We start from the raw sequence: 21,179 nt of genomic DNA on the forward strand, positions 1-21,179 counted from the left end.
GGTCCGATCCTGAACCCGGCCGGGTAGCGGTAGTTACCGCCTGCTACCGGTCGATCCGGCGACCGGCTGCCGGCCGCTGATTCCGCGGTTCGGACCCGATCACTGGCTGCTTCAGTGGGTCGATTCGTCCACTGTGATCGCCGCTTAGCTCCGTTCCACGCCGTTTTGCTTTCTTTCAGCACTTCCCGTATAAGCTTTAGGTTGGCCTAAAAACCGATACGCTTTTCAATATTTAGGCTGGCCTAAAACCTGCATGACGACGCGACGACTACTACCGACCCGACTCGAAGATCGGTCATCGGGTGAGCGACCGTGACCGACGGCAGTTCGTCGGCCGAGCAGCTCCTCGCACAACAGGCCCGGCGCGAATCGAACGCGCGGACCTACCCCCGATCGCTGCCGCTGGCGATCGAACGTGCCGACGGGGCGATCCTCGAGGACGTCGACGGCAACGAGTACATCGACTGTCTGGCGGGTGCGGGGACGCTCGCGCTCGGCCACAACCACCCCGCGGTCGTCGAGCGGATGGAGGAACTGCTCGAGCGGGGACGTGCGATCCACACGCTCGATCTGACGACGCCAGTCAAGGAGCGGTTCGTCGACCGGCTGCTCGAGAGCCTCCCCGACGCGTTCGCCGAGAACGCGAACGTACAGTTCTGCAGCCCGGCCGGGACCGACGCGGTCGAGGCCGCGCTGAAGCTGGTCAAGACCGCGACCGGGAACCGGTCGATGCTGGCCTTCCAGGGCGGCTACCACGGGATGACCAACGGCGCGCTCAGCCTGATGGGTGACACGGCGGCGAAAGAAGACGTGCCGGGGCTGATGCCGGACGTCCAGCATCTGCCCTACCCCTACGCCTATCGGTGCCCGTTCGGGCTCGGTGGCGAGGACTGCTGGCGGACGAGCGCCGAGTACGTCGAGCGAACCCTCTCGAACCCCGATAGCGGACTGGTCGACCCCGCCGGCATGATCCTCGAGCCGGTCCAGGGCGAGGGCGGCGCGGTGCCGGCCCCCGCCGACTGGCTCCGCGAGATGCGCCGGATCACCCGCGAACGCGACGTGCCGCTGATCGTCGACGAGATACAGACCGGGCTCGGGCGAACCGGCGAACTGTACGGGATCGAACACGCCGACGTCGTCCCGGACGTGATGACGCTCTCGAAGGCCATCGGCGGCGGGCTCCCGCTGTCCGTCGTCGTCTACGACGAGTCGCTCGACGTCTGGGAGCCCGGCGCACACGCCGGCACGTTCCGCGGCAATCAGCTCGGCATGGCCGCCGGCGCGGCGACCATCGAGTACGTCCTCGAGAACGATCTCGAGGACCACGCCGCGGCGATGGGCGATCGGTTGCGGGGCCGTCTCGAGGAGACCGCGGCGACGTTCGAGGCGGTCGGGGACGTCCGCGGGCGCGGCCTCATGCTCGGCATGGAACTCGTCGATCCCGACGGCGAACCGGACTCGCTCGGTCACTATCCCGCCGACGGTGACCTCGCATCGGCCGTCCAGTCGGCGGCGTTCGATCGCGGCCTCGTCGTCGAGACCGGCGGTCGCGACGGGAGCGTCGTCCGGTTCCTTCCCCCGCTGACGATCTCGCCCGCCCGGATCGACACGGTCGCCGAGATCGTCCACGAGAGCGTTCGCGCGGCCCTCACGGCCGGACAGGATCGCGCGGAGGCCCCAGCATGACCGGCAGCGACCTCGCCGGGCGGCGTCGCCCGGCGGGCGATGGTCCGACGCCGCCGGACGCGGCCAGCTCATTCCTCGGCGACCCGGACGGCAACGCCGCGTACGCGGCGGCGATCGACCGGGCCCGCGACTGCCTCCTCGAGTCGTTCGCGACGGTCGATGGCCCCTACGCCGGAACCGACCACGAGACGCTCCGTGCGCGGATCGACGAGCTGACTGTCGTCCCCGAGACGGGCGACTCGCTCGCAGCCGTCCTCGAGACGGTCGGCGACGAGATCCTCACCGACTCGGTCCGGGTCCACGACCCCGACTGCGTCGCGCATCTGCACTGTCCGCCGACGATTCCGGCACTGGCCGCGGAGCTGTTGCTTTCGGGAACCAACCAGTCGCTGGACTCGTTCGATCAGGCTCCCGCCGCCTCCGTCCTGGAGGAACGGGTCGTCGACGCCTGCTGTGACCTGTTCGACTATCCGGCCGGTGCCGACGGCGTCTTCACCGGCGGCGGCACGGAGTCGAACCTCCTCGGGCTCTTGCTGGCTCGGGACTGGTACTGCCGGACGCGGTTCGACCGCGACGTTCAGTCGGCCGGGCTCCCGCCAGAAGCGGCCGACCTCCGGCTACTCTGTTCGGACGCCGCCCACTTCACCGCCGACCAGGCCGCCCACCACCTCGGGCTCGGCGAGGACGCGGTCGTGACGGTACCGACCGACGACGACCGCCGGATGGACCTCGCGGCGCTGGACGAGACCCTCGAGGCCCTCGCGGCCGACGGTCGACACCCGTTCGCGATCGTCGGCACCGCGGGCACGACCGACTTCGGGAGTATCGATCCGCTCGCGGCCCTGGCGGATCGGGCCGCCGAGCGGGACCTGTGGCTGCACGTCGACGCCGCCTACGGCGGGGCCTGTGCGATAAGCGACTCGCTCCGATCGAAGCTCGCGGGGATCGATCGCGCCGACTCGATCGCGGTCGACTTCCACAAGCTGTTCTACCAGCCCATCGGCTGTGGGGCCTTCCTGTTGCGCGATGGCGACCGCTATCGGTTCCTCGAGCGCAACGCGGCCTACCTCAACCCCGAGCGCGACGACGCGGCGGGGGTGCCGAACCTCGTCTCGAAGTCGCCGCGGACGACCCGCCGGTTCGACGCGCTGAAGCCGTTCGTGACGTTCAACGCGCTGGGCCGGGCCGGCGTGGCCGACTGCGTCGAGTACGTCTGCGAGCTGGCCGACGCCGTCGCCGCCGAGATCCGGGCCGAGCCAGCGCTGGAGCTGTGTTGTGACCCCGAACTCAGCGCGGTGGTCTTTCGGTATCGGCCCTCGGACCGCGGCGCTCGAGCGGGCGAGTCGGACGACCGGCCCGGTTCCGCGTCTCGGCCCGCGCTCGATCGGCTCAACCGCGGGATCCGCGACGAACTGTTCGCCGACGGCGAGGCCATCCTCGCGCGGACCGAAGTCGACGGTACGGCCGCGCTGAAACTCACCCTGTTGAACCCGAAAACGACGCCTTCCGACCTCCAAGCTGTCCTCGCGGCGGTCGTCGACCGCGGCGAGGCACTCGAAGCGGAGACCGATTCCACATGACAGTACGACCCACGACACGGACGAGTTCGTCCAACGACGGCGTCGACGCGACGCGAGTCGCACGCGACGCGACGGTGCATAGCTTCCTGAACTGCTACTGCCTCGAGACCGGTGCCGGCGAGTTCGTTCCCGCGGCCGAGACGCCGATCGACCGCCGGCCCGAGAGCGGGCTCGTCCTGCGGTGCCCGCTCGCGAACCAGGGGATCGACCTCTTCGTTCCGGTCGGGTACCGGTCCCCGACGGGCCGTCATCTGTTCGATCTGCCGGCCGCCTACCGGGCCGGCGACGGCGAGCCCCAGCCGTTGGACTACGCGACGCTCGCGACGCTCGCGACGAAGGAACTCGAACTCGCCCGCGGCGCGGACCCCAACCGCGACGACCTCCTCGAGCGGGTGGTTCGCTCCTGCCGGAACGTCGAACGGTACGTCGCGGCCCGCGCCGACGACGGCGACGCCCTGTACGGGACGGACTTCACGTTCCGCGAGGCCGAGCAGTCGCTGGTCTTTGGCCATCTCCAGCACCCGACGCCCAAGAGCCGTCGGGGAATGGGCGACGACGCCGAGCGCTACGCCCCGGAACTCGAGGGCTCGTTCCGGCTGCACTACGTCCGCGCGGACGCCGAGATCGTCGAGAGCGAGTCCGCCCGCGAGGACTCGGCCGCCGACTGGGTCCGCGAGGCGCTCCGGGCCGATCCGGCCGTCGCCGACTCGGTCCTCGAGGGGTATCTCGGGGACGACGACGTTCTCCTGCCCGTCCACCCCTGGCAGGCCGAGCGACTCCTCGATCGCCCCGACGTGCAGGATCTCGTCGCGGCGGGGAAACTCGAGTCCATCGGTCCGCTGGGACGGGAGTTTTCCCCGACGACGTCGGTGCGGACGCTGTATGCCCCCGAGTCGCCGTTCATGGTCAAGGGGTCGCTGGCCGTCGAGATCACCAACTCCCTGCGAACGAACAAGCGGCCGGAACTCGAGCGCGGGGTCGCGATCTCGACCCTGCTGGCGACCGAACTCGGCGACGACCTGCGCGACCGGTTCCCCGATTTCGACGTGATCCGCGATCCGGCTTACCTAACCGTCGATCCAGACGCGCTGGCGACCGACGGCGACGAGTCCGGCTTCGAGGTCGTCCTCCGGGAGAACCCATTCCGTGGCGAGGACGCCCGGCAGGCGACGCCGGTCGTCGGGCTCTGTCAGGACGCCATCGGTGACGGCCGCTCGCGGCTGGGCCGGATCGTCGCCTCGATCGCCGAGCGCGAGGGCCGCGACCCCGCCGCCGTCAGCGAGGAGTGGTTCCGGCGCTACCTGTCGATCTCGGTGCGGCCGCTGCTGTGGCTCTACCTCGAGCGGGGGATCGGCCTCGAGGCCCACCAGCAAAACAGCGTCCTGACGCTCGACAAGGCGGGGTATCCCGACGAGTTCCGCTACCGCGACAATCAGGGCTACTACTTCCCCGAGAGCGCCTACGACCGGCTCGAGGCGGTCTGTCCGGGGATCGGCGAGCGGGCGAACTCGATCTGTCCCGACGCGGTCGCCGACGAGCGGATCCGTTACTACGTCGTGTTGAACAACGCGCTGGGCGTGATCAACGCCTTCGGGACCGCGGGGCTGGTCGCGGAGGAACGGCTGCTCGCGATCCTCCGCGCGGAACTCGAATCGCTCCGGGAGTTCGACCGGCCCGGCACGTCGATCCTCGACCCGCTGCTCGAGTCCGAGACCGTCCCCCGCAAGGCGAACCTGCTGACGCGGTTTCGCGGACTGGACGAACTCGACGCGCCGTCGCTGGACGAGCAGTCGGTCTACGCCGAGGTGCGGAACCCGCTGGTCGACGCCGGGGACGCGGCCGGTACCAGTACGGGGCAGTCGTCGGGACCGGAGGTGAACCGATGACGGCCCGGACGCCGGAACGTGGCCCCCACGCCACCGCCGTCGCCGAGTACGACTTCGAGTACTACGACCGGACCATCGACCGACACATCGGCTTCCGGCCGGTCGACCTCGAGCGCGACCTCGGTCGCCTGCACGCGTGGCTGGGTTCGGACCACGTCAAGCCCTCCTGGGACCTCGACGAGCCGCTGCCCGAGTTCCGCGAGACGCTCCGGGAGAAGCTCGCGGACGACCACCAGTCGCTGTATATCGGCTGTCTGGACCACGTCCCGATGAGCTACTGGGAGCGCTACTGGGTCGCCGAGGACGACCTCGCGGCGTACTACGACGCCGAGCCGGCCGACCAGGGGATTCACCTCCTGCTCGGTCCGCCCGAGTACGTCGGCGAGGGGGACGCGATCCCGTTGCTCCGGGCGATGACGGCCTTCCAGTTCAGCCACCCCGAGACCGACCGGGTCGTCGGCGAGCCCGACGCCCGCAACGACGCCGTGTTGACGGTCGCCCAGCAGTGTGGCTTCGAGTTCCGGCGACAGTTCGAGTTCCCCGAGGAGGAGAAGACGGCCAACCTCGTCGTCTGCACCCGCGAGCGGTTCGAACGCGAGGTCTGCCCGCCGACCGCCGACGGGGCCGCCGCGTCGCCGACCGAGGTGGACGACGATGACTGAAGGCAATGCCGACGACGCCGACGAACCAGTCGTCGATCGGGGTCACTACGACGTCCTCGGCGTCGGCCTCGGTCCGTTCAACCTCGGGCTCGCGGCGCTGCTCGACGGCGCGGACGCCGATCTCGAGGCGGTCTTTCTCGAGCGCGACCCCGCGTTCGCCTGGCACGAGGGGATGCTGATCGAGGGGGCCACCCTCGAAGTCCCGTTCCTCGCCGATCTGGTGACGATGGCCGACCCCACCAGCCCCCACAGCTTCCTCAACTACGCCCGGGAACGGGACCGTCTCTACGAGTTCTACTTCTACGAGACGTTCCAGATCCCCCGCCGGGAGTACGACGATTACCTGCGCTGGGTGTCCGAACGGGTCCCGACGACGGCGTTCGACCGCGAGGTCACGAGCGTCGAGTACGAATCCGACGGCGACTCGGAGGGAACGGAGCCGGACTCGAGCGGTGCCGACCCCGGCGATGGCGGGACCTTCGTCGTCGAGGCCCGCTCTCCCGAGACGGGCCGGCGCTACCGCTACCGGGCCGCCGACCTCGTCATGGGCGTCGGCTCCCGGCCCGCCCTGCCGGGGTTCGCCCGCGACTACGCCGACGGAGAGGCTCCCCTGTTTCACACCGCCGACTACCTCGAGCGCCGCGATGCGGCCCTCGAGCGCGACGCGATCACCGTCGTCGGCTCGGGACAGAGCGCCGCCGAGGTCGTACTGGACCTACTCGAGCGCCAGCCCGATGGCGGCTACCGGCTCGACTGGCTCACCCGCTCGGACGGGTTCTACCCGATGGAGTACTCGAAGCTCGGCCTCCAGCACTTCACGCCCGAGTACTCGCGGTACTTCTACGATCTCCCCCAGTTGGAGAAGGACGACCTGCTGGCCGACCAGGACCTGCTGTACAAGGGGATCGATCCCGAGACCAGCGAGCGGATCTACGACGCCCTTTACGAGCGCTCGATCGGCGACCGCGACCCCGAGTTCGGCATGCTCGCGACGACCGCGGTCCGGGACCTCGAGCGCCTCGAGGGCAGTTACTGGCTCGCCTGCGAACAGCGCCAGCAGGAGCGGTCGTTCGCCCTCGAGACCGACGCCGTGATCTTCGGGACGGGGTATCAGCGGCCGACGCCGACCTTCCTCGAGCCGATCGCCGACCGGATCGCCTTCGACGACCGGGGCCGGTTCCGCGTGACCGAGGACTACCGCCTTGAGGGCGCGTTCGGCGGCCCCGATGCCGGCCGCGTGTTCGTCCAGAACGCCCCGCTACACGCCCACGGGGTCGGGACACCCGACCTCGGGCTGGGCTGTTACCGGAACGCCATCATCGTCGAACAGCTCGCCGGGCGCGAGATCTACCCCGTCGACCGGGACACCGTCTTCCAGGACTTCGATGTCGACCAGTTCGCCGACCACGCGTCAGTTCGTGCCGACGCGCCCCAGTCGCTGTCGCTCAACACGGAGTAATCATGCAACACACACGACACACCACGGACCAGGAGTACGGATTCGACGGAACCGACACGCTCGAGACGGTGCTGACCGAGGCCCGCTGGGACGACGCCGGCCGCGAACTCCTCGCGAAGATCGTCCGGGAGTTCACCTACGAGGACCTCCTCGAGCCGGAGCCGGTCGCCGACCCCGACGGCGAGTGGACGACCTACGAGGCCGACCTCGACGGGACCCGGTACCGCTTCGACGCCGTCGAGCGGTTCTGGGACTCGATCAGCGTCCGCGTCGACTCGCTCGAGCGCGACGACGGCGACGGGTTCGAGCCCGCCGCCGACCCGCTGCAGTTCGTCGTGGACCTCGAGCCGACGATCGAGATGGACTCGATCACGGCGGGGCATCTCGTCCGCGAGTACACCAACACGCTGCTTGCGGACGCCCACATCGACGCCGACGACGGGGCCGACGCTGACGCCGCCGATGCGACGGCCCGCTCCGTCCTCGATATGCCCTACGCCGAGATCGAGGGCGAGATGACCGGCCACCCGTGGCTCACGTTCAACAAGGGCCGGGTCGGCTGGGGGTACGACGACTACCGCGACTACGCGCCCGAGCGGTCCGAACCGATCCGGCTCTCGTGGTGTGGCGTCTCCCGCGAGGCCGCCACGTTCGTGGGCGTCGACGGCCTCGATCACGAGGCGCTGCTCGAGGCTGAACTCGGCGACTACTACGGGCGGTTTCGGGACGACCTCGCGGACCGCGGGCTCGACCCGGACGACTACCTGTTCCTGCCGGTCCACGACTGGCAGTGGGAGAACGCGATCGTTCCCCTGTTCGGCCGCCAACTCGCGACCAACGACATCGTCCCGCTGGGGCCCGGCCCGGACGAGTACCTGCCGATGCAGTCGGTCCGCACCTTCGTCAACGCCGACGAACTGGCCAAACACAACGTGAAGCTCCCGCTGCAGATCGTCAACACGCTCGTCTGGCGTGGCCTCCCCGGCGAGCGCACCGAGGCTGCGCCGCTTGTCACCGAGTACGTCAAGGACGTCCGGGATTCGGACCCGTTCCTGCGCGACGAGTGCGAACTCGTCTTGCCCGGGGAGATCGCCGGCGTCAACTTCGATCACCCCACCTTCGACGCGCTCGAGGCACCGCCCTACCAGTACAACGAACTGCTGGGCTGTGTCTGGCGCGAGAGCGTCACCGACCTGATCGACGACGATCAGCGAGCGATGAGCCTCGCCGCACTCCTTCACGTCGAGGACGGCGAGCCGGTGGTCTCGAAGTTAGTCGAGCGCTCCGATCTGTCGCTGTCGGCGTGGCTCGACGAGCTGTTCGAGACGATGTTGCCACCGTTGTTGCACTACCTCTACCGGTACGGGACCGCGTTCTCGCCCCACGGCGAGAACACGATCCTCGTCCTCGAGGACGATCGGCCCGCCCGGCTGGCGGTCAAGGACTTCGTCGACGACGTCAACGTCGCCGATGCGCCCCTCGCGGAACTGCAGGGGCTGCCCGAGGACCTCGACGACGTGTTGCTGTCGGTCCCGCCGGAAGAACTGCGGCTGTTCGTCGTCTACGGGCTGTTCGTCGGCGTCTACCGCTACCTCGCCGACCTGCTCGCGCGCCATCACGACTACCCCGAAACCGAGTTCTGGGGCCGGGTCCGGGCCGCCATCGAGGACTACCCCGAAACCGAGTTCTGGGGCCGGGTCCGGGCCGCCATCGAGGACTACCACGATCGCTTCCCCGACCTCGAGGAGCGGTTCGAGCTGTTCGACCTGCTCGAGCCGTCGTTCCCGAAGCTGACGCTGAACCGCAACCGGATCGTCGACGTGGGCTACGGCGACCTCCCCAAGCGGCCTCACGCGATCGAACACGGCACCGTGCCGAACCCGCTGGCCGAAGTCGACCCGCAGCGGTAAGCTGGGCCGGGAGGTAGCGATTCGCTGTGTCGCAGAGGGGTGGCAGGCGTCATTAGGAGGAATGGCTCCCGCGAGCGAACGAGGGCGCGGCGCGTAGCGCCGCGCCGAGTGAGCGAGCGGCCTTTTTTGGTCCAGATTTTTTGCGTGAGGGTGAGCGAGCGTAGCGAGCGAACCCGAACGCAAAAAAGGTGGGTGTTAGTCCTCGGTCGTCGTCTTCTCCACGTCGAGTTCGCCCTCGTAGATCTCCGCGCCGTCCTGTGCGACCTTCTCGGCCAGCACGGCACATTTGACTCGCATGGGCGAGACCTCGACCCCGAGCATGTCGATCACGTCGTCGCGATCCATCTCCTGGAGTTCCTCGAGGGTCTTGCCGACGAGTTCCCCGGAGAGCATGCTGGCGGAGGCCTGACTGATCGCACAGCCGTCGCCCTGGAAGGCGACCCGTTCGATCGTCTCTCCGTCGTCGGCGAGGTCGATGTCCATGCGGATCTCGTCGCCACACATCGGGTTCTCGCCGATGTGTGTGTACGTTGGATCCTCGAGTTCCCCGTAGTTGCGCGGGTTCTTGTAGTGGTCGAGGATCTGCTGTCGGTACATATCGGAGCCCAGTCCCATCGTTGGCTACGGATAGGCCAGTGAGTTGTAAAAGGGTTCCGGGGCCGAAACGGCCGATCGCGTCGGTTTCCGACGGGTTCGGGGCCGTCGGGTCCGGTCGGCGACCGGCCCCTATCGCTCGCCGACGACCTCGCTATCGAACCGCTCGAGGTACTCGCGAACGAACGCCACACGCTTCGCGGCGAGGTCGCGACCGACGTCGGTGTACATCCGCTCTGGCAGGTCCAGGATCTTCTTGTGGAAGTGGTTGTACTGTGTCGCGCCGGCGTCGGTGTCGTCTTCCGCGATCGGCTGGGCCGGATCGTGGATCGGATCGCCGATCTCGCCACCGTAGGCGAACACGCGGGCGATGCCGACCGCACCGAGCGCGTCGAGGTTGTCCGCGTCGGCGACGAGTTTCGCCTCGAGCGTCGCGGGCTCGAGGTCGTTCGAGTAGCGGTGAGCCCGAATACAGTGTTGGACCCGCTCGATTGTCGCCGCGCCGGCCCCGCACTCGCGCAGGATCCCCTCGGCTTCCCGCGCGCCCCACTGCGCGTGGTCGTCGATCTCGCCGCGGTCTTCCTTCGCCCGGCCGACATCGTGACAGTAGACGGCGAGGCGGACCACCCGATCGTCGACGGCGTCGGAGTGGCGCTCGCACAGCGTCTCGGCCAACCGCTCGACCCGCTGGACGTGGTGCCAGTCGTGGGCCGGTGACGCGTCGTCGAAATAGGTGCGGGCACGGTCGCGAACTGCCTCGAGCATCGTCCCCGCCTTTCGCCGGCCGGAAAATAAACGCGCCGTCCTCGCGGCGGTCACTCGGCGGACTTCTGGACGATCGCGAACCAGAAGTCCTCGACGGACCGGACGAACTCGACGAAGTCCTCTGGTTCGACGGGCTTTTGCAGGTAGGTGTCGGCCTCGAGGCCGTGGGACCGGACGACCTGCTCTCCCGCATCGGAACTCGTGAGGACGACGACCGGGATCTCGTTCAACACGGCGTCGTTCTTTAGTTCCGAGAGGACTTCGATCCCGCTCTTGCCGGGCAGTTGTGGCTCGAGCAGGACGATGTCGGGTCGGGGTTCCTCGGCGAACTCGCCACGCTGGTGGAGAAACGCGAGGGCCTCGTCGCCGTCGGAGACGGTGTGGATGGTGTTGAGCAACTTCGCATCCGTGAACTGCTCCTCGAAGAGCCGGCTGTCGCCGGGGTTGGGCTCGACCAGCAGGATATCGATCGGATCGTCCGTGCCCTCGTCGTCCGTGGCCATCGCCGTTACGTAGCGAGCGAGCGGGTAAAACGTCCGTGTCACTCGCGTTGAACAGTCCCCGCTATCGCCACAGTCGAACCCCGATTCGAGCCACGCCCAATTCATTCGCCCGATCCGTCAGTAGTTATAAGTCACTATGGGGGGACAATCAGTACGGAAGCCGTCTCCAAACGCGCGAGCGGAGGGGGTACGAAATACCCCGGGTGCGGCAACACCCGAGACTGGCTTCCAATCCCCTAGCCGGGATTTGCAAGCCATGATTACGTACGTTCTAGCGGGATATAAACGTCCCGCACGGCAGTGGAATCAACTCGAACGACCAGCGACAGCGCCCGATCGCGGGGCTCGATCACGCTTCCCGCGGAGGGACCGATGAGCGACGATCCCGACTCGAGGCCGGTCGAGGTAGTCCCCGAACGGACCGGCGACCCGGACGAGGAGTGGTCGGTCCCCGACTGCCCCCACTGCGGTCGCCCCGTCTGGGTCGTGACCGTCGCCGGCCCCCGCGTCGGCACCGCCTCCCCCTGTGGCTGTCCCGTCGTGCCGGGTAGCCTCGAGCGGGAGTAGGGCGCCGCTCGCGCCGTCTCACTCGAATCGGTAGCTGATCGATAGTTCGCTCTTTTCGGTGTGTCGTTGCAACCGGTCGACGAACCCCCTTCCGGGAACGAACTCAACTCGAGCCGTCCCGAAACCGCTCGATCGGAACGGCGGTGATCTCGTCGTAATCGTCGTCACCGCCAACCAGTACCGTTCCGTCGACGTGGACGGCCGTCGCCAGTGCGAACGAATCGCCCAGCGCCGGATTGTATTCCAGCACGTGTTCGGACGCGTCGCGCCAGATCGGCTCGACGGCGACCGACTCGAGTTCGAGGTCGAACAGCCACTCGAGATACTCGCTGCCGCTCTTCTGATCCTTTCGTTCGTGTTCGCTATTCGCTGACTTCAATTCGAACGACGGCAAGTACAGGGGTTCATCAACACCCTCTACCAACGGTAGGTACTCATCGATTAGCCGTATCCCCATTTCGGAACTTTCTAGCTCCCACAGCTCAAATACGTACTAACTCCATGCAGGATGATCTCTACAGCCGACTAAATTTCCCCTCGCCCAAATGGGAACACTCTCGTCTCGTTACGTTGGACGAAATCGTATGAAGATCAGGGTATTTATCATCTCGCACCCCTATAACACAGTACAAGATGACCTCTTTCCCTCCCCGACTTTTTGGAGGTGATTATCAGTGGTTCATGTTGCTGCCGTAGACCTCTTCTGTGGGGCGGGTGGTCTCACGTATGGTCTTGAGAAAGCCGGTATTGATGTCGTCGCTGGCGTGGACATCAACAGCCACTGCCAGTACCCCTACGAGACGAATACCAACGCTGAATTCCTCCAACGAGATATCGAATGTGTCCTCGACCACGTCGATGAACCCGAGGACGACGATATCCCCGCGCTCGATGTATCCGAACTCAAATACAGACTCCCTGATACTGCCGTGACTGTTGTCGCGGGCTGTGTACCCTGTCAGCCGTACTCCAATTTGAGTAACGGAACCAACCCCCAAGACCACGAGAAGAGCCAGCTCCTTGAGGCGATGCACGAAGTAATCAAATGCATCGACCCAGACATCGTCGCCATGGAAAATGTCGGCCCCCTCGTCGACGATCCGCGCTACAAGTTAAACTTCAAATCCTGGTTCCAAGAGAATCCAGCATACACAGCGATCGATGCCGTCCACGACTGCACAAACTACGGCGTTCCACAAGCCCGAGAACGACTCGTCTTCCTCGCCTCCAAGTTCGGTCACATCGAAACGGTCGACCCACCGAACCCACCGAAGTGGGAAGTAACCGTTCGGCACGCTTTCAGCCAACATGACATTCCAGACCTAGATGCGGGTGAGTGGCGACCAGATTATCACCACCTCCACAAAGCAGCCGACCTCCGGGGAGCTAACCCCAAACGGATGCGGCACACGAAAGAAGGCGAAGACTGGCACGACCTTCCCGAGGACCTGAAACCTCCGTCTGAAGCGAATAGTTCTTACACAGCATACGGCCGCATGTGGTGGGACAAACCCGCCCCAACCCTCACGACCAACTTCCACAACTGGGGGAGTGGTCGGTTCGGTCACCCGAACTACGACAGCAATCCTGACCAGAGTACGGACCGAGCAATCTCGTTCTTCGAAGGGGCACTTCTCCAAACATTTCCATCAGACTATCAATTCGTCCCAGAGGATACATGCCCACGACACAAAGAAATGGGTGAACTCATCGGGAACGCCGTCCCCGTCCGTCTCGCAACCGCAATCGGTGGCAGTATCCGCCAACACCTTGACAACATATCAAAAGACGTCGTCTTCGATTCACAACACACGAGTAAGATGTCGAACTCAACCGTCGAGTTGGTTGCCCCACCACAGTTGGACGAACTGCGATACGATCTCATCGACAAAGACCTCAAACAAAACAGGGGTTCCCGGACATCAGTCTAACACCCTCGACCTGACACGCTCTAGGCGCTTCTACAATCACGGTCATAGACGGAGATCCCATGAGGATCGCCACTTTTCATGTTTTTGGTAAATAGTGCTGAATGATATGATTTATAGTTGGCTAGTACGTAGTTATTGGAGTGGTTGACTCACAGGAGTTATTTGATGCAGCACGCGACACCGACCTCTTCGATATGCTCGAATCTGGCCGCATTGAATTCGAGGGAAGTCCCCTCCAGTTGGGACACTCTGAGCGTGCACTCCTCCAATACACACTAAACGGTATTACTGAGCGAGAAGTTACGTTTGTCGTGAGTCCCATCCAAGACGATCTCTACCCACTCCTTTCGTGTTTCGCCTACCAGATTCTCTCGCAAGCCGACTCGAACCGATTTGAAATGAACGATGTGTATCCATCGTTGCTCTGTGCAAAACGAGGCTATCTGAGTCGATTCGCCTCATTCCACCGTTCCGATAGCACCAATAAAAGGCCGATTATGCGTCGAGAGCCACTCACACCCAGTGAATTCAACCAACGCAAACCCACGCTATATTCAACACAGTCCCCAGAAGACCTCGAATACCGTGGCGATGAATGGCTGCTCGGGAACGTGTTCGTTGATCTGCGAAACGAGAAGTGGCGATCAAACTTATCGAAATTCAGTGATTTCAACGACCACCACCAAGTGTGTTCATACACGTTTTTCGTAGATATAGGTTGGGCCGCACGGGAAGTCCGCGACAAGCTACCTGATGCGCTCAATGTAAACCGAGAGTGGGTGATGGATGTTGAGCCACCAACGAAGACTGTCAGTAACCCGAGTCCGGTCCGCCGGTATGAGACAATCCTCGATTCAGACTTTGATATCGAGTACCTAATTTTGAACGACGAAACGTTTGTCGAGAACCTGGAATCTCTCTACCGTCTCCACAAGCAGATCGAAACCGAGTACGATGGCTACGTTCGAACGGGCCGCCTGTTCAAAGAGCTGAGTGCACTTGCGGCACTCCCCGCGCAGTTTGATGCTGCTGCTGGACTGAATTACGGCCAACCCAAACTTGAGCGACTCATTGAAGCAATCGAAGAGCGGGCAGCAGCCGCTAGTGGCAGCGCGAGAGGACTCTTGGGATCGTTCGCTGATGACGCCCGGGAAATTTTGGAGTACCTGTCGGAGAACAACCTCAAGCGATCGACATTCCACTCGGTACTCGATGACGCCGCAGAGTCAAGTAAACCAGTGACGGTCGTCTCGAAAAACGAAACTCACAAAACAGCAATCAAAACCGACTTCGAGCAATCAGCGCGGTCCATCCCGGCAAACGTCTCGATCAAACACGCAAACGAAATCAAGCCGATGCCTTCACATCGACTTGTCATGCTCGGCCTCATGCCGTACACCGCGAACGCATTCAACTTTCCACTTAGTCCGGACCTTAAAATTCTCTGTTACCCAACAGAGTACAACCCTATCAAGAATCAACTCAACATGTCCACTGAAGACTCTCCAACGGACTCCAGTGCAGTATCTGGGACGGTGACTAAGTCGACTGTTAATAGCGATTCAGATCACGGCACTGTGTCCTTCGATTTAGACGATATTACAGAATCGATCTCTGAAGATATCCTCGAGCAGCGCGAGTCGACCTCGACGGTCGAAAGCAGCGATGGCCGGTCATGCGACCCAGATATGTACCTCGTAACGTTCGATAATCGTCTTCAGGAGTCTTTCCGGGGTGGCCGTCGACTGACCACGTATAACGAATCGACACACGAAGTTGAGAAACGGCCAGTTCGCAAGATTTCGGCTGGTGACGCGATCGTTCGTTTAGGTGATGCAGAGCAGGACCTCTATGAATATCTCAGAGAGAAAGAAAAATCACGCGGGAGTCTTGGCGATAAAGAACAACTTGTTGAGTACTGGAGAGATATTCTACGGGCGGCACGAAAAGAATCCTCTCTTGAGGATATCCAAGCGACACTCGCCGAGCAGGGCTCGTCGATTGAATCGACGTCTGCGATTCGATTGTGGATCTCTGGAGAGACAACCGGGCCGCAAGATCCAGAGGACGTGCGTCGTGTCTTAGAGGCCTACCAGCCTGACGCGCTCGGCGTTTACGATGAAATCAATGCGGCGATTGAGTGGATTCGAAAATTCAATGAAGAAGTTGGTGAGGAGATTCGGAAGATGCTAGCTGGGGAGCTAGATTCTCGTAAATCACTTGACGTTGGCGGTGATGTTAGACAAAGGATTATACAGCTGCGCGAAGAGATTGAGGTAGTTCAGGTGGAGGATGTCCGGAAACAGTAGCGACCTCGACTCTCAAGCATGTTATCAGATCGGAGAAGAGCTGTTCAAGCGTGCGCTCGATCATGCATCGGGGAAAGTGACGGATACATGCTGGGGGAGACCACAAACGCAGTACTACGTCGCGAACCTGTCTCCAGGGTCGATTGATTCTGATAAAGAGTCAGACGAAGGGCCGTTTTCACAGGCTCGACCATCGATGATTGGTCTGCGTTGGCAGCCAACACCAGAGCGCTCAGGGTACCAGCTTTCTTTCTCGTGTGATATATACTATCGCTGTCTGCCAACGATTAAGGAAATCCGAGAGAGCAACACCGAACTGTCTACTAAGGGGCTCTCGGAAGAAAAGTTCCATCAACGCTTCTCCGTTTCCACGAGACTCTCTATCGATTCATTCGCTGACCCCTCTGAGGTCGCATCGAGGTTCAAATCCGAGATTCAGAGCGCAATCGCAAACAAATACGAGCAAGCCTGCGATAATCGGATAGTATTCCCAGAAACTGACTTGTCCGAACTCGCCGATCAAGTGAATGTAGAAGGCGACCTGTCTGAAGAGGAGTACAGTCGGCTACGCGATGCTGCAGCCGACGACCCTCCTATCGACCAGTCGTGGTCAGTTGGCTGCCAGATCCACCGGTGGACGCGAGATGTGGAAGATGAACCTACGGAAATCACTGTCAAAGTCCACAATACGAGTGATGGAGATGCAAGCGGGTGGTGTCCGTTCTTGTTCAACCAGCGGATCGAAGTCGAAGGCGAATTCCAACGGTACCAGTTTCGGTCGATCCCAGAGGACTACCGGTACGACCGAACGTTGTGGGGGAAAGGTCTCAATGCAACTGTCGACAACACAGAGCTACAGTCACCCGACGCGCGAACCTCGACAGGCACACTAGCAACCACCCAAATTGCGACGCATCAAACATATCGATTCAAGCACCGGAAATATCCCGACGACGTTACTGATCGAGTCGCCAGTAACACAGACCCTGCTGTCCAGGACCGGAAGCATACAGCGTTTAGCGAACTAAAGTCTGAACGTACCCTCTCACATCTGCGGGTGATCCGCAACGACATGCAGGCGTATTTAGAGGACGCTAGGAGCAGCCGAGGCCGGCGTAGTGAGTTCGTTGATGGACTCACTGACGAAGAAATCAGCGAGTTCGATCGTGTCCTCCAAGCGTTTGATTCCGAAGTAGATAATTTCAGCCGCGGGATCGATGTTCTCGAAAATCATCCAGACACCGCGCTGCGTGCGTTCCGACTGATGAATCGAACATTCCACGAAGACGAAGAGGAGTTCGACTCGTGGCACGCGTTCCAACTCGTCTTCATCGTATCGAACCTCCCGGCCATTGTTGACCGTATGGACAGCTCAGACATCGATAATGCCCGTCACAATGAGGCAGAAGTCCTCTGGTTTCCCACTGGTGGCGGGAAGACTGAAGCATACCTCGGGTTGATCCTGTTCAACTTGTTTTTCGATCGACTACGTGGCAAGGAGCGAGGTGTTACTGCGTGGATTCGCTTCCCGCTGACCCTTCTGGGCGAACAACAAATGGGTCGATTTCTCGAGAAACTTGTTGCAGCCAATAACCTCCACGCTAGTGAAGATCTCGAGGGTGAACGATTCGAACTCGGATACTTTGTCGGTGGTGAGACGACACCGAACCAAATCGAGAAACCAAACTCCGGTCGGTCGAACGACTTCCACAAAACGTTCGACGAGGATCATGCCCTCCTCGAAGAGAAGTGCAAGCGTGTCAATAAGTGTCCGAATTGTGGGTCTCCCGTAGAGATCGAGTTCCAGCAAGAGACGAATCGAGTCAAGCACTATTGTACGAACGACGCGATGGGTGAGGATGGGTGCCGTGTGGATGAGCTACCGCTGTACGTGACTGATTACGAAATCTATCGAAAGGTCCCATCAGTATTACTCGGAACATTGGACAAGATTGCAATCACTGGCACGAATCCACGATTCGCGAACCTACTCGGCAACCACACTACCAAGTGTAAGAAACATGGCTTCGGGTATTCTGGGAAGTGTTCAGAAAAGAATACGGTCGGATGTAATGGACCACTTGAGGAAGTCAGTCCGCAGTTTTCAGATCCGATTCCAACGCTGCACTTAGTTGACGAGGTCCACCTCCTCAATGAAGAACTCGGTGTGTTTGCTGCCCACTACGAGACGATGTACTTAGAGCTATGCAAGAAGAGTGATGACAAGACACCGAAGATCGTGACGTCAACGGCGACGATCTCTGACCGGGAGGGCGTGACTGATACACCTTCCTACGAGCGCCTCATGCAAGGATTGTTTTTGAAGGATGCGAACCGCTTCCCCGAAGAGGGACCTTCGCTGACTGAATCTTACTATGGTGAAGTTCAGGAAGACGATCCAGATGAACGGCTACGGACCTTCTATGGTATCACGCCGAATAACAAGACGCACATTTATGCCGTCTTAGATCTCGTTAAACAGTATCACGAATCGATCCGTGATGCGCGACGGGACGACGTGGAGTTTCTGTCAACGACCGCTGCAGATAGGGAGATTGCTTCCGAGGAGCTGGCGGAAATCCTGTATCTCTACGAGCTTAGCATCATCTATTTCCTGCGAAAGACGGAGAAGGACCGATTCAAGCGGAGTATTCGAAGCCAGATCCGCCGCGAAATGGGGAATGATGGCTATGATGATGACGAATTAAATATATCTGAGTTGACTGCTGACGTCGATACGACTGGGGTGCTTCAAGAACTCCAGGAGTCACGCAACATGGATTTCGAGGATCGACACGATCTGCTGGCAGCGACGAGTTACATCAGTCATGGGATCGATGTCGATCGGTTCAACAGTATGTTTTTCTTTGGGTTCCCACGCCGTACGTTCCAGTACATTCAGTCCAGTAGTCGCGTGGGGCGTGACTATCCCGGATTCGTGGTTGATATGTTCAGCCCTGTTGACAACCGAGATCGACATCGGTACAAGTATTTCGAGAAGACACACGAATATTTAGACCGGAGTGTCGAGGAGACATCTGTAGCTCGCTGGTCGCGATTTAGCCTAGATAAGACGTTTCCAGGTCTCTTCCGAGCAATTCTCCTCCAATACTATCGTCCGTTTATGCATCGGGAGTACGACGTGAACGTCCAGAGTTCGAAGCAAATGCAAGAGGTATTACATAATCCCAATCAGTACCCAGAATTTGGGAAGGATTCCTTTGAGGGAGTATTGTCGCGAGCGTATGGGGTTGGTGGTGACGTTGCGGGAGATGAGCAGGAGTACTTCAAGGAGTCTGTCACTCGCCGGGTGGAAGAGTACTGGCAGTACTGGCTGGATCATCTCCAAGAAGAATTCTATACGACGTTTAAGCAAGATCCGATGCGGAGTCTCCGAGATATCGGTGAGGAGGTTGAGATACGGGTTGATACTGATGCTCGAAATGCGTTCGAGGCATTGACGGGGGGAGATGACTGATGGAGCGCAGCAAGTCCCAGATACTATATAACTTCCTGCAGGACGATACGTTTGATCATGCAGAAACCGGAATCATTGGCCGGGTGACGGATGTCCGGCGGCAGCGTCAGGACAAACCATTCCCGGACACTTATTTCATTCAACGGATCGGGGCACAATTAGGCGAGTGGACGAACGATGTTGAATTCAACTTCGGGAATACCCAGATCATCGAACCTCGAGCTGTCGAATTCGAGGTGTTCCCCCGAACGTTCGAGTGTCCGTCGTGTGGTTATCTCACGCAGTTCAATCGCAGTGAGATGCAGTCGGCTCGCAACGGTACACTTCGATGTGAACACGATACCTGCAGTCACCGGTTTACTGCACGGGATCAGGTGCAGCTTGTTCAAGTGTGTAAATGTGGACGGATCGAATCGTTGTACGTTCCTGACAACGGGATATATAAACTGAATCGAAGCAGCCGTGGACTCGCATCAAGTACGCTTGAAGGGCCGGGTGACGAGTCGAGACGGCTTGGTCGGAACATGGGCGAGTGCTATGAATGTGGAAGAAGTTCTCGGGAACAGCGGGTGAAAGTTCATTCGGCGTCATCATGTTTCTACCCGCAGCGAGCGACGTTCGTCAATGCCGACCGCGAGGAAATCAAACGCATACAAAACAATACCCGGTATCAAGAGAATGTTCTTGTTGATTATCTTTCAGCGGACACTGAGTCTCAGCCTGCGTCGGCGAATGAAGCACTCAATGACAAAATAAAACAGGCACTTGATAAGATCGGGCAGGACATCGATGAGGTCGAGGCTGCGGTGGACGATGTCGAAAAAGAACGCGAGCAACAACGAGAGGAAGTACGCGAGTTCGTTGAGGATGCAATCCCACCTGACCAACAGGCGCAATTGAGTGAGGAAATTTTCGAGTATCAAGCTCTCGACGAAGATTCTGAAAAAGCAGAGGTATACTCCCATACACTCCAGGATCTCATGGAGCGTGCTAGCCGTCGGACACCTCAATTCTCCACCGGTGAATCTGCGACAGTCTATAGTGAAGACAAACTTGAGGAGTTTCTGCAGACCCGCAACGAGCTGGGGGTTTCTGAGGTACGACTCCTAGAGAACTTCCCTGTCACGACTACTATTTATGGCTACTCGCGCCTAAATTACGAACCCACCAATGGCACGCACTTACGGAAGTTCTATGGTGAACACGGTACCGAGATCTATGCTTTGACCGCTGAGGCGGAGGCAGTACAGTTCACACTTGACCCGGCAACGGTCTACGAGTGGCTAATGTCACTCTCGTTTATCGAGGTCGACGAAACAGTCGACACAGACGATGTCTACGAACTCCGGCGGTGGTTCTTGGAAGAACTCACTCCCCCAGGTGACTCGCCAATCCCGAGGTTCGACGACATCACGAGAGAGAACGAGGTACGGCATGCAGTCTTGACGCTGCTGCATTCCTACTCGCACGTCATCATTAACTCGATTGATGCTCTCTCTGGGTACTCTCGCGAAAGTCTGGTTGAGTATCTGCTCCCGCGACCACTCTCCTTTGTCATCTACAAGCGGTCAGATACAGATTATAGTCTGGGATCGATTTTTACCCTCATAGAGGATCGATTCACCGATCTTGCCGAGCAAATCCGGAGTGAAGAAGCCGAATGCCTGTATGATCCCGTCTGTCAGAACGAAGACGGTCATGCCTGTGAAGGCTGTCTTTACGTCTCTAACCTCTCGTGCCAGTTCTCAAACCACAGTCTTTCTCGAGCTCCACTCTATGGAGGATCGTACCACGATGCGGGCTTCGATAGCTACCTCGAAACTGCCCGGGACCTAGTACTCAACTAACA

General features: G+C 61.0%; 15 protein-coding genes. 11 read left to right on the top strand and 4 right to left on the bottom strand.

Features of this window, described 5'->3' with window-relative positions; translation table 11 throughout:
- The first annotated feature begins 312 nt into the window (after positions 1-312).
- From ACSBP4_RS01555 to ACSBP4_RS01580, 6 genes are read left to right on the top strand one after another with little or no spacing between them, the layout of a single operon-like run.
- Positions 313-1,686, top strand: coding sequence for a diaminobutyrate--2-oxoglutarate transaminase (locus tag ACSBP4_RS01555; protein WP_435551176.1), 1,374 nt, complete (start codon positions 313-315; stop codon positions 1,684-1,686).
- Positions 1,683-3,266, top strand: a complete 1,584-nt coding sequence (locus ACSBP4_RS01560) for a pyridoxal phosphate-dependent decarboxylase family protein (RefSeq protein WP_435551177.1) — start codon at positions 1,683-1,685, stop codon at positions 3,264-3,266. The genes ACSBP4_RS01555 and ACSBP4_RS01560 overlap by 4 nt, the downstream gene beginning before the upstream one ends.
- Positions 3,263-5,152: an IucA/IucC family protein gene (locus ACSBP4_RS01565; protein WP_435551178.1), complete on the top strand. Its 1,890-nt coding sequence runs from the start codon at positions 3,263-3,265 to the stop codon at positions 5,150-5,152. Before ACSBP4_RS01560 ends, ACSBP4_RS01565 begins: the two co-directional genes overlap by 4 nt.
- Positions 5,149-5,814 carry a GNAT family N-acetyltransferase gene (locus ACSBP4_RS01570; protein WP_049965346.1) on the top strand — a complete coding sequence of 222 codons (666 nt, stop codon included), beginning with the start codon at positions 5,149-5,151 and terminating at the stop codon, positions 5,812-5,814. Before ACSBP4_RS01565 ends, ACSBP4_RS01570 begins: the two co-directional genes overlap by 4 nt.
- Positions 5,807-7,273: a lysine N(6)-hydroxylase/L-ornithine N(5)-oxygenase family protein gene (locus tag ACSBP4_RS01575; RefSeq protein WP_049965347.1), complete on the top strand. Its 1,467-nt coding sequence runs from the start codon at positions 5,807-5,809 to the stop codon at positions 7,271-7,273. The genes ACSBP4_RS01570 and ACSBP4_RS01575 overlap by 8 nt, the downstream gene beginning before the upstream one ends.
- Before the next feature lie 2 nt (positions 7,274-7,275).
- A complete protein-coding gene (locus tag ACSBP4_RS01580) occupies positions 7,276-9,183 on the top strand; it encodes an IucA/IucC family protein (protein WP_435551179.1) in 1,908 nt (635 codons plus the stop codon).
- A 195-nt stretch (positions 9,184-9,378) separates the two neighbouring features.
- Here ACSBP4_RS01580 and sufU read toward each other — a convergent pair whose 3' ends face one another.
- From sufU to ACSBP4_RS01595, 3 genes are all read right to left on the bottom strand, one after another.
- Positions 9,379-9,798, bottom strand: coding sequence for a Fe-S cluster assembly sulfur transfer protein SufU (gene sufU / locus ACSBP4_RS01585; RefSeq protein WP_006182984.1), 420 nt, complete (start codon positions 9,796-9,798; stop codon positions 9,379-9,381).
- Between the two features lie 111 nt (positions 9,799-9,909).
- A complete protein-coding gene (locus ACSBP4_RS01590) occupies positions 9,910-10,542 on the bottom strand; it encodes an HD domain-containing protein (RefSeq protein WP_435551180.1) in 633 nt (210 codons plus the stop codon).
- Positions 10,543-10,592: 50 nt separating this feature from the next.
- Positions 10,593-11,045, bottom strand: coding sequence for a response regulator (locus ACSBP4_RS01595; RefSeq protein ID WP_373632281.1), 453 nt, complete (start codon positions 11,043-11,045; stop codon positions 10,593-10,595).
- A gap of 300 nt (positions 11,046-11,345) precedes the next feature.
- Here ACSBP4_RS01595 and ACSBP4_RS01600 point away from each other — a divergent pair, with 300 nt between their 5' ends.
- Positions 11,346-11,612 carry a hypothetical protein gene (locus tag ACSBP4_RS01600; RefSeq protein WP_435551181.1) on the top strand — a complete coding sequence of 89 codons (267 nt, stop codon included), beginning with the start codon at positions 11,346-11,348 and terminating at the stop codon, positions 11,610-11,612.
- A gap of 103 nt (positions 11,613-11,715) precedes the next feature.
- On the opposite strand, the gene ACSBP4_RS01605 is transcribed toward ACSBP4_RS01600, so the two are convergent.
- Positions 11,716-11,991, bottom strand: coding sequence for a hypothetical protein (locus ACSBP4_RS01605; protein WP_435551182.1), 276 nt, complete (start codon positions 11,989-11,991; stop codon positions 11,716-11,718).
- A gap of 295 nt (positions 11,992-12,286) precedes the next feature.
- Here ACSBP4_RS01605 and ACSBP4_RS01610 point away from each other — a divergent pair, with 295 nt between their 5' ends.
- The 4 genes from ACSBP4_RS01610 to ACSBP4_RS01625 all read left to right on the top strand — a co-directional run bounded on the left by ACSBP4_RS01610 (position 12,287) and on the right by ACSBP4_RS01625 (position 21,177).
- Positions 12,287-13,543: a DNA cytosine methyltransferase gene (locus tag ACSBP4_RS01610; protein ID WP_435551183.1), complete on the top strand. Its 1,257-nt coding sequence runs from the start codon at positions 12,287-12,289 to the stop codon at positions 13,541-13,543.
- 140 nt (positions 13,544-13,683) lie between these two features.
- Positions 13,684-15,852 (top strand): DrmE family protein, encoded by a 2,169-nt coding sequence (locus ACSBP4_RS01615; protein ID WP_435551184.1) that lies wholly within the window; start codon positions 13,684-13,686, stop codon positions 15,850-15,852.
- A complete protein-coding gene (locus ACSBP4_RS01620) occupies positions 15,836-19,330 on the top strand; it encodes a DEAD/DEAH box helicase family protein (RefSeq protein WP_435551185.1) in 3,495 nt (1,164 codons plus the stop codon). The genes ACSBP4_RS01615 and ACSBP4_RS01620 overlap by 17 nt, the downstream gene beginning before the upstream one ends.
- Positions 19,330-21,177 (top strand): hypothetical protein, encoded by a 1,848-nt coding sequence (locus ACSBP4_RS01625; RefSeq protein WP_435551186.1) that lies wholly within the window; start codon positions 19,330-19,332, stop codon positions 21,175-21,177. Before ACSBP4_RS01620 ends, ACSBP4_RS01625 begins: the two co-directional genes overlap by 1 nt.
- Positions 21,178-21,179: the final 2 nt, after the last annotated feature.

This window comes from Natrinema sp. CGMCC1.2065, assembly GCF_051225675.1.
GTDB lineage: Archaea > Halobacteriota > Halobacteria > Halobacteriales > Natrialbaceae > Natrinema > Natrinema thermotolerans.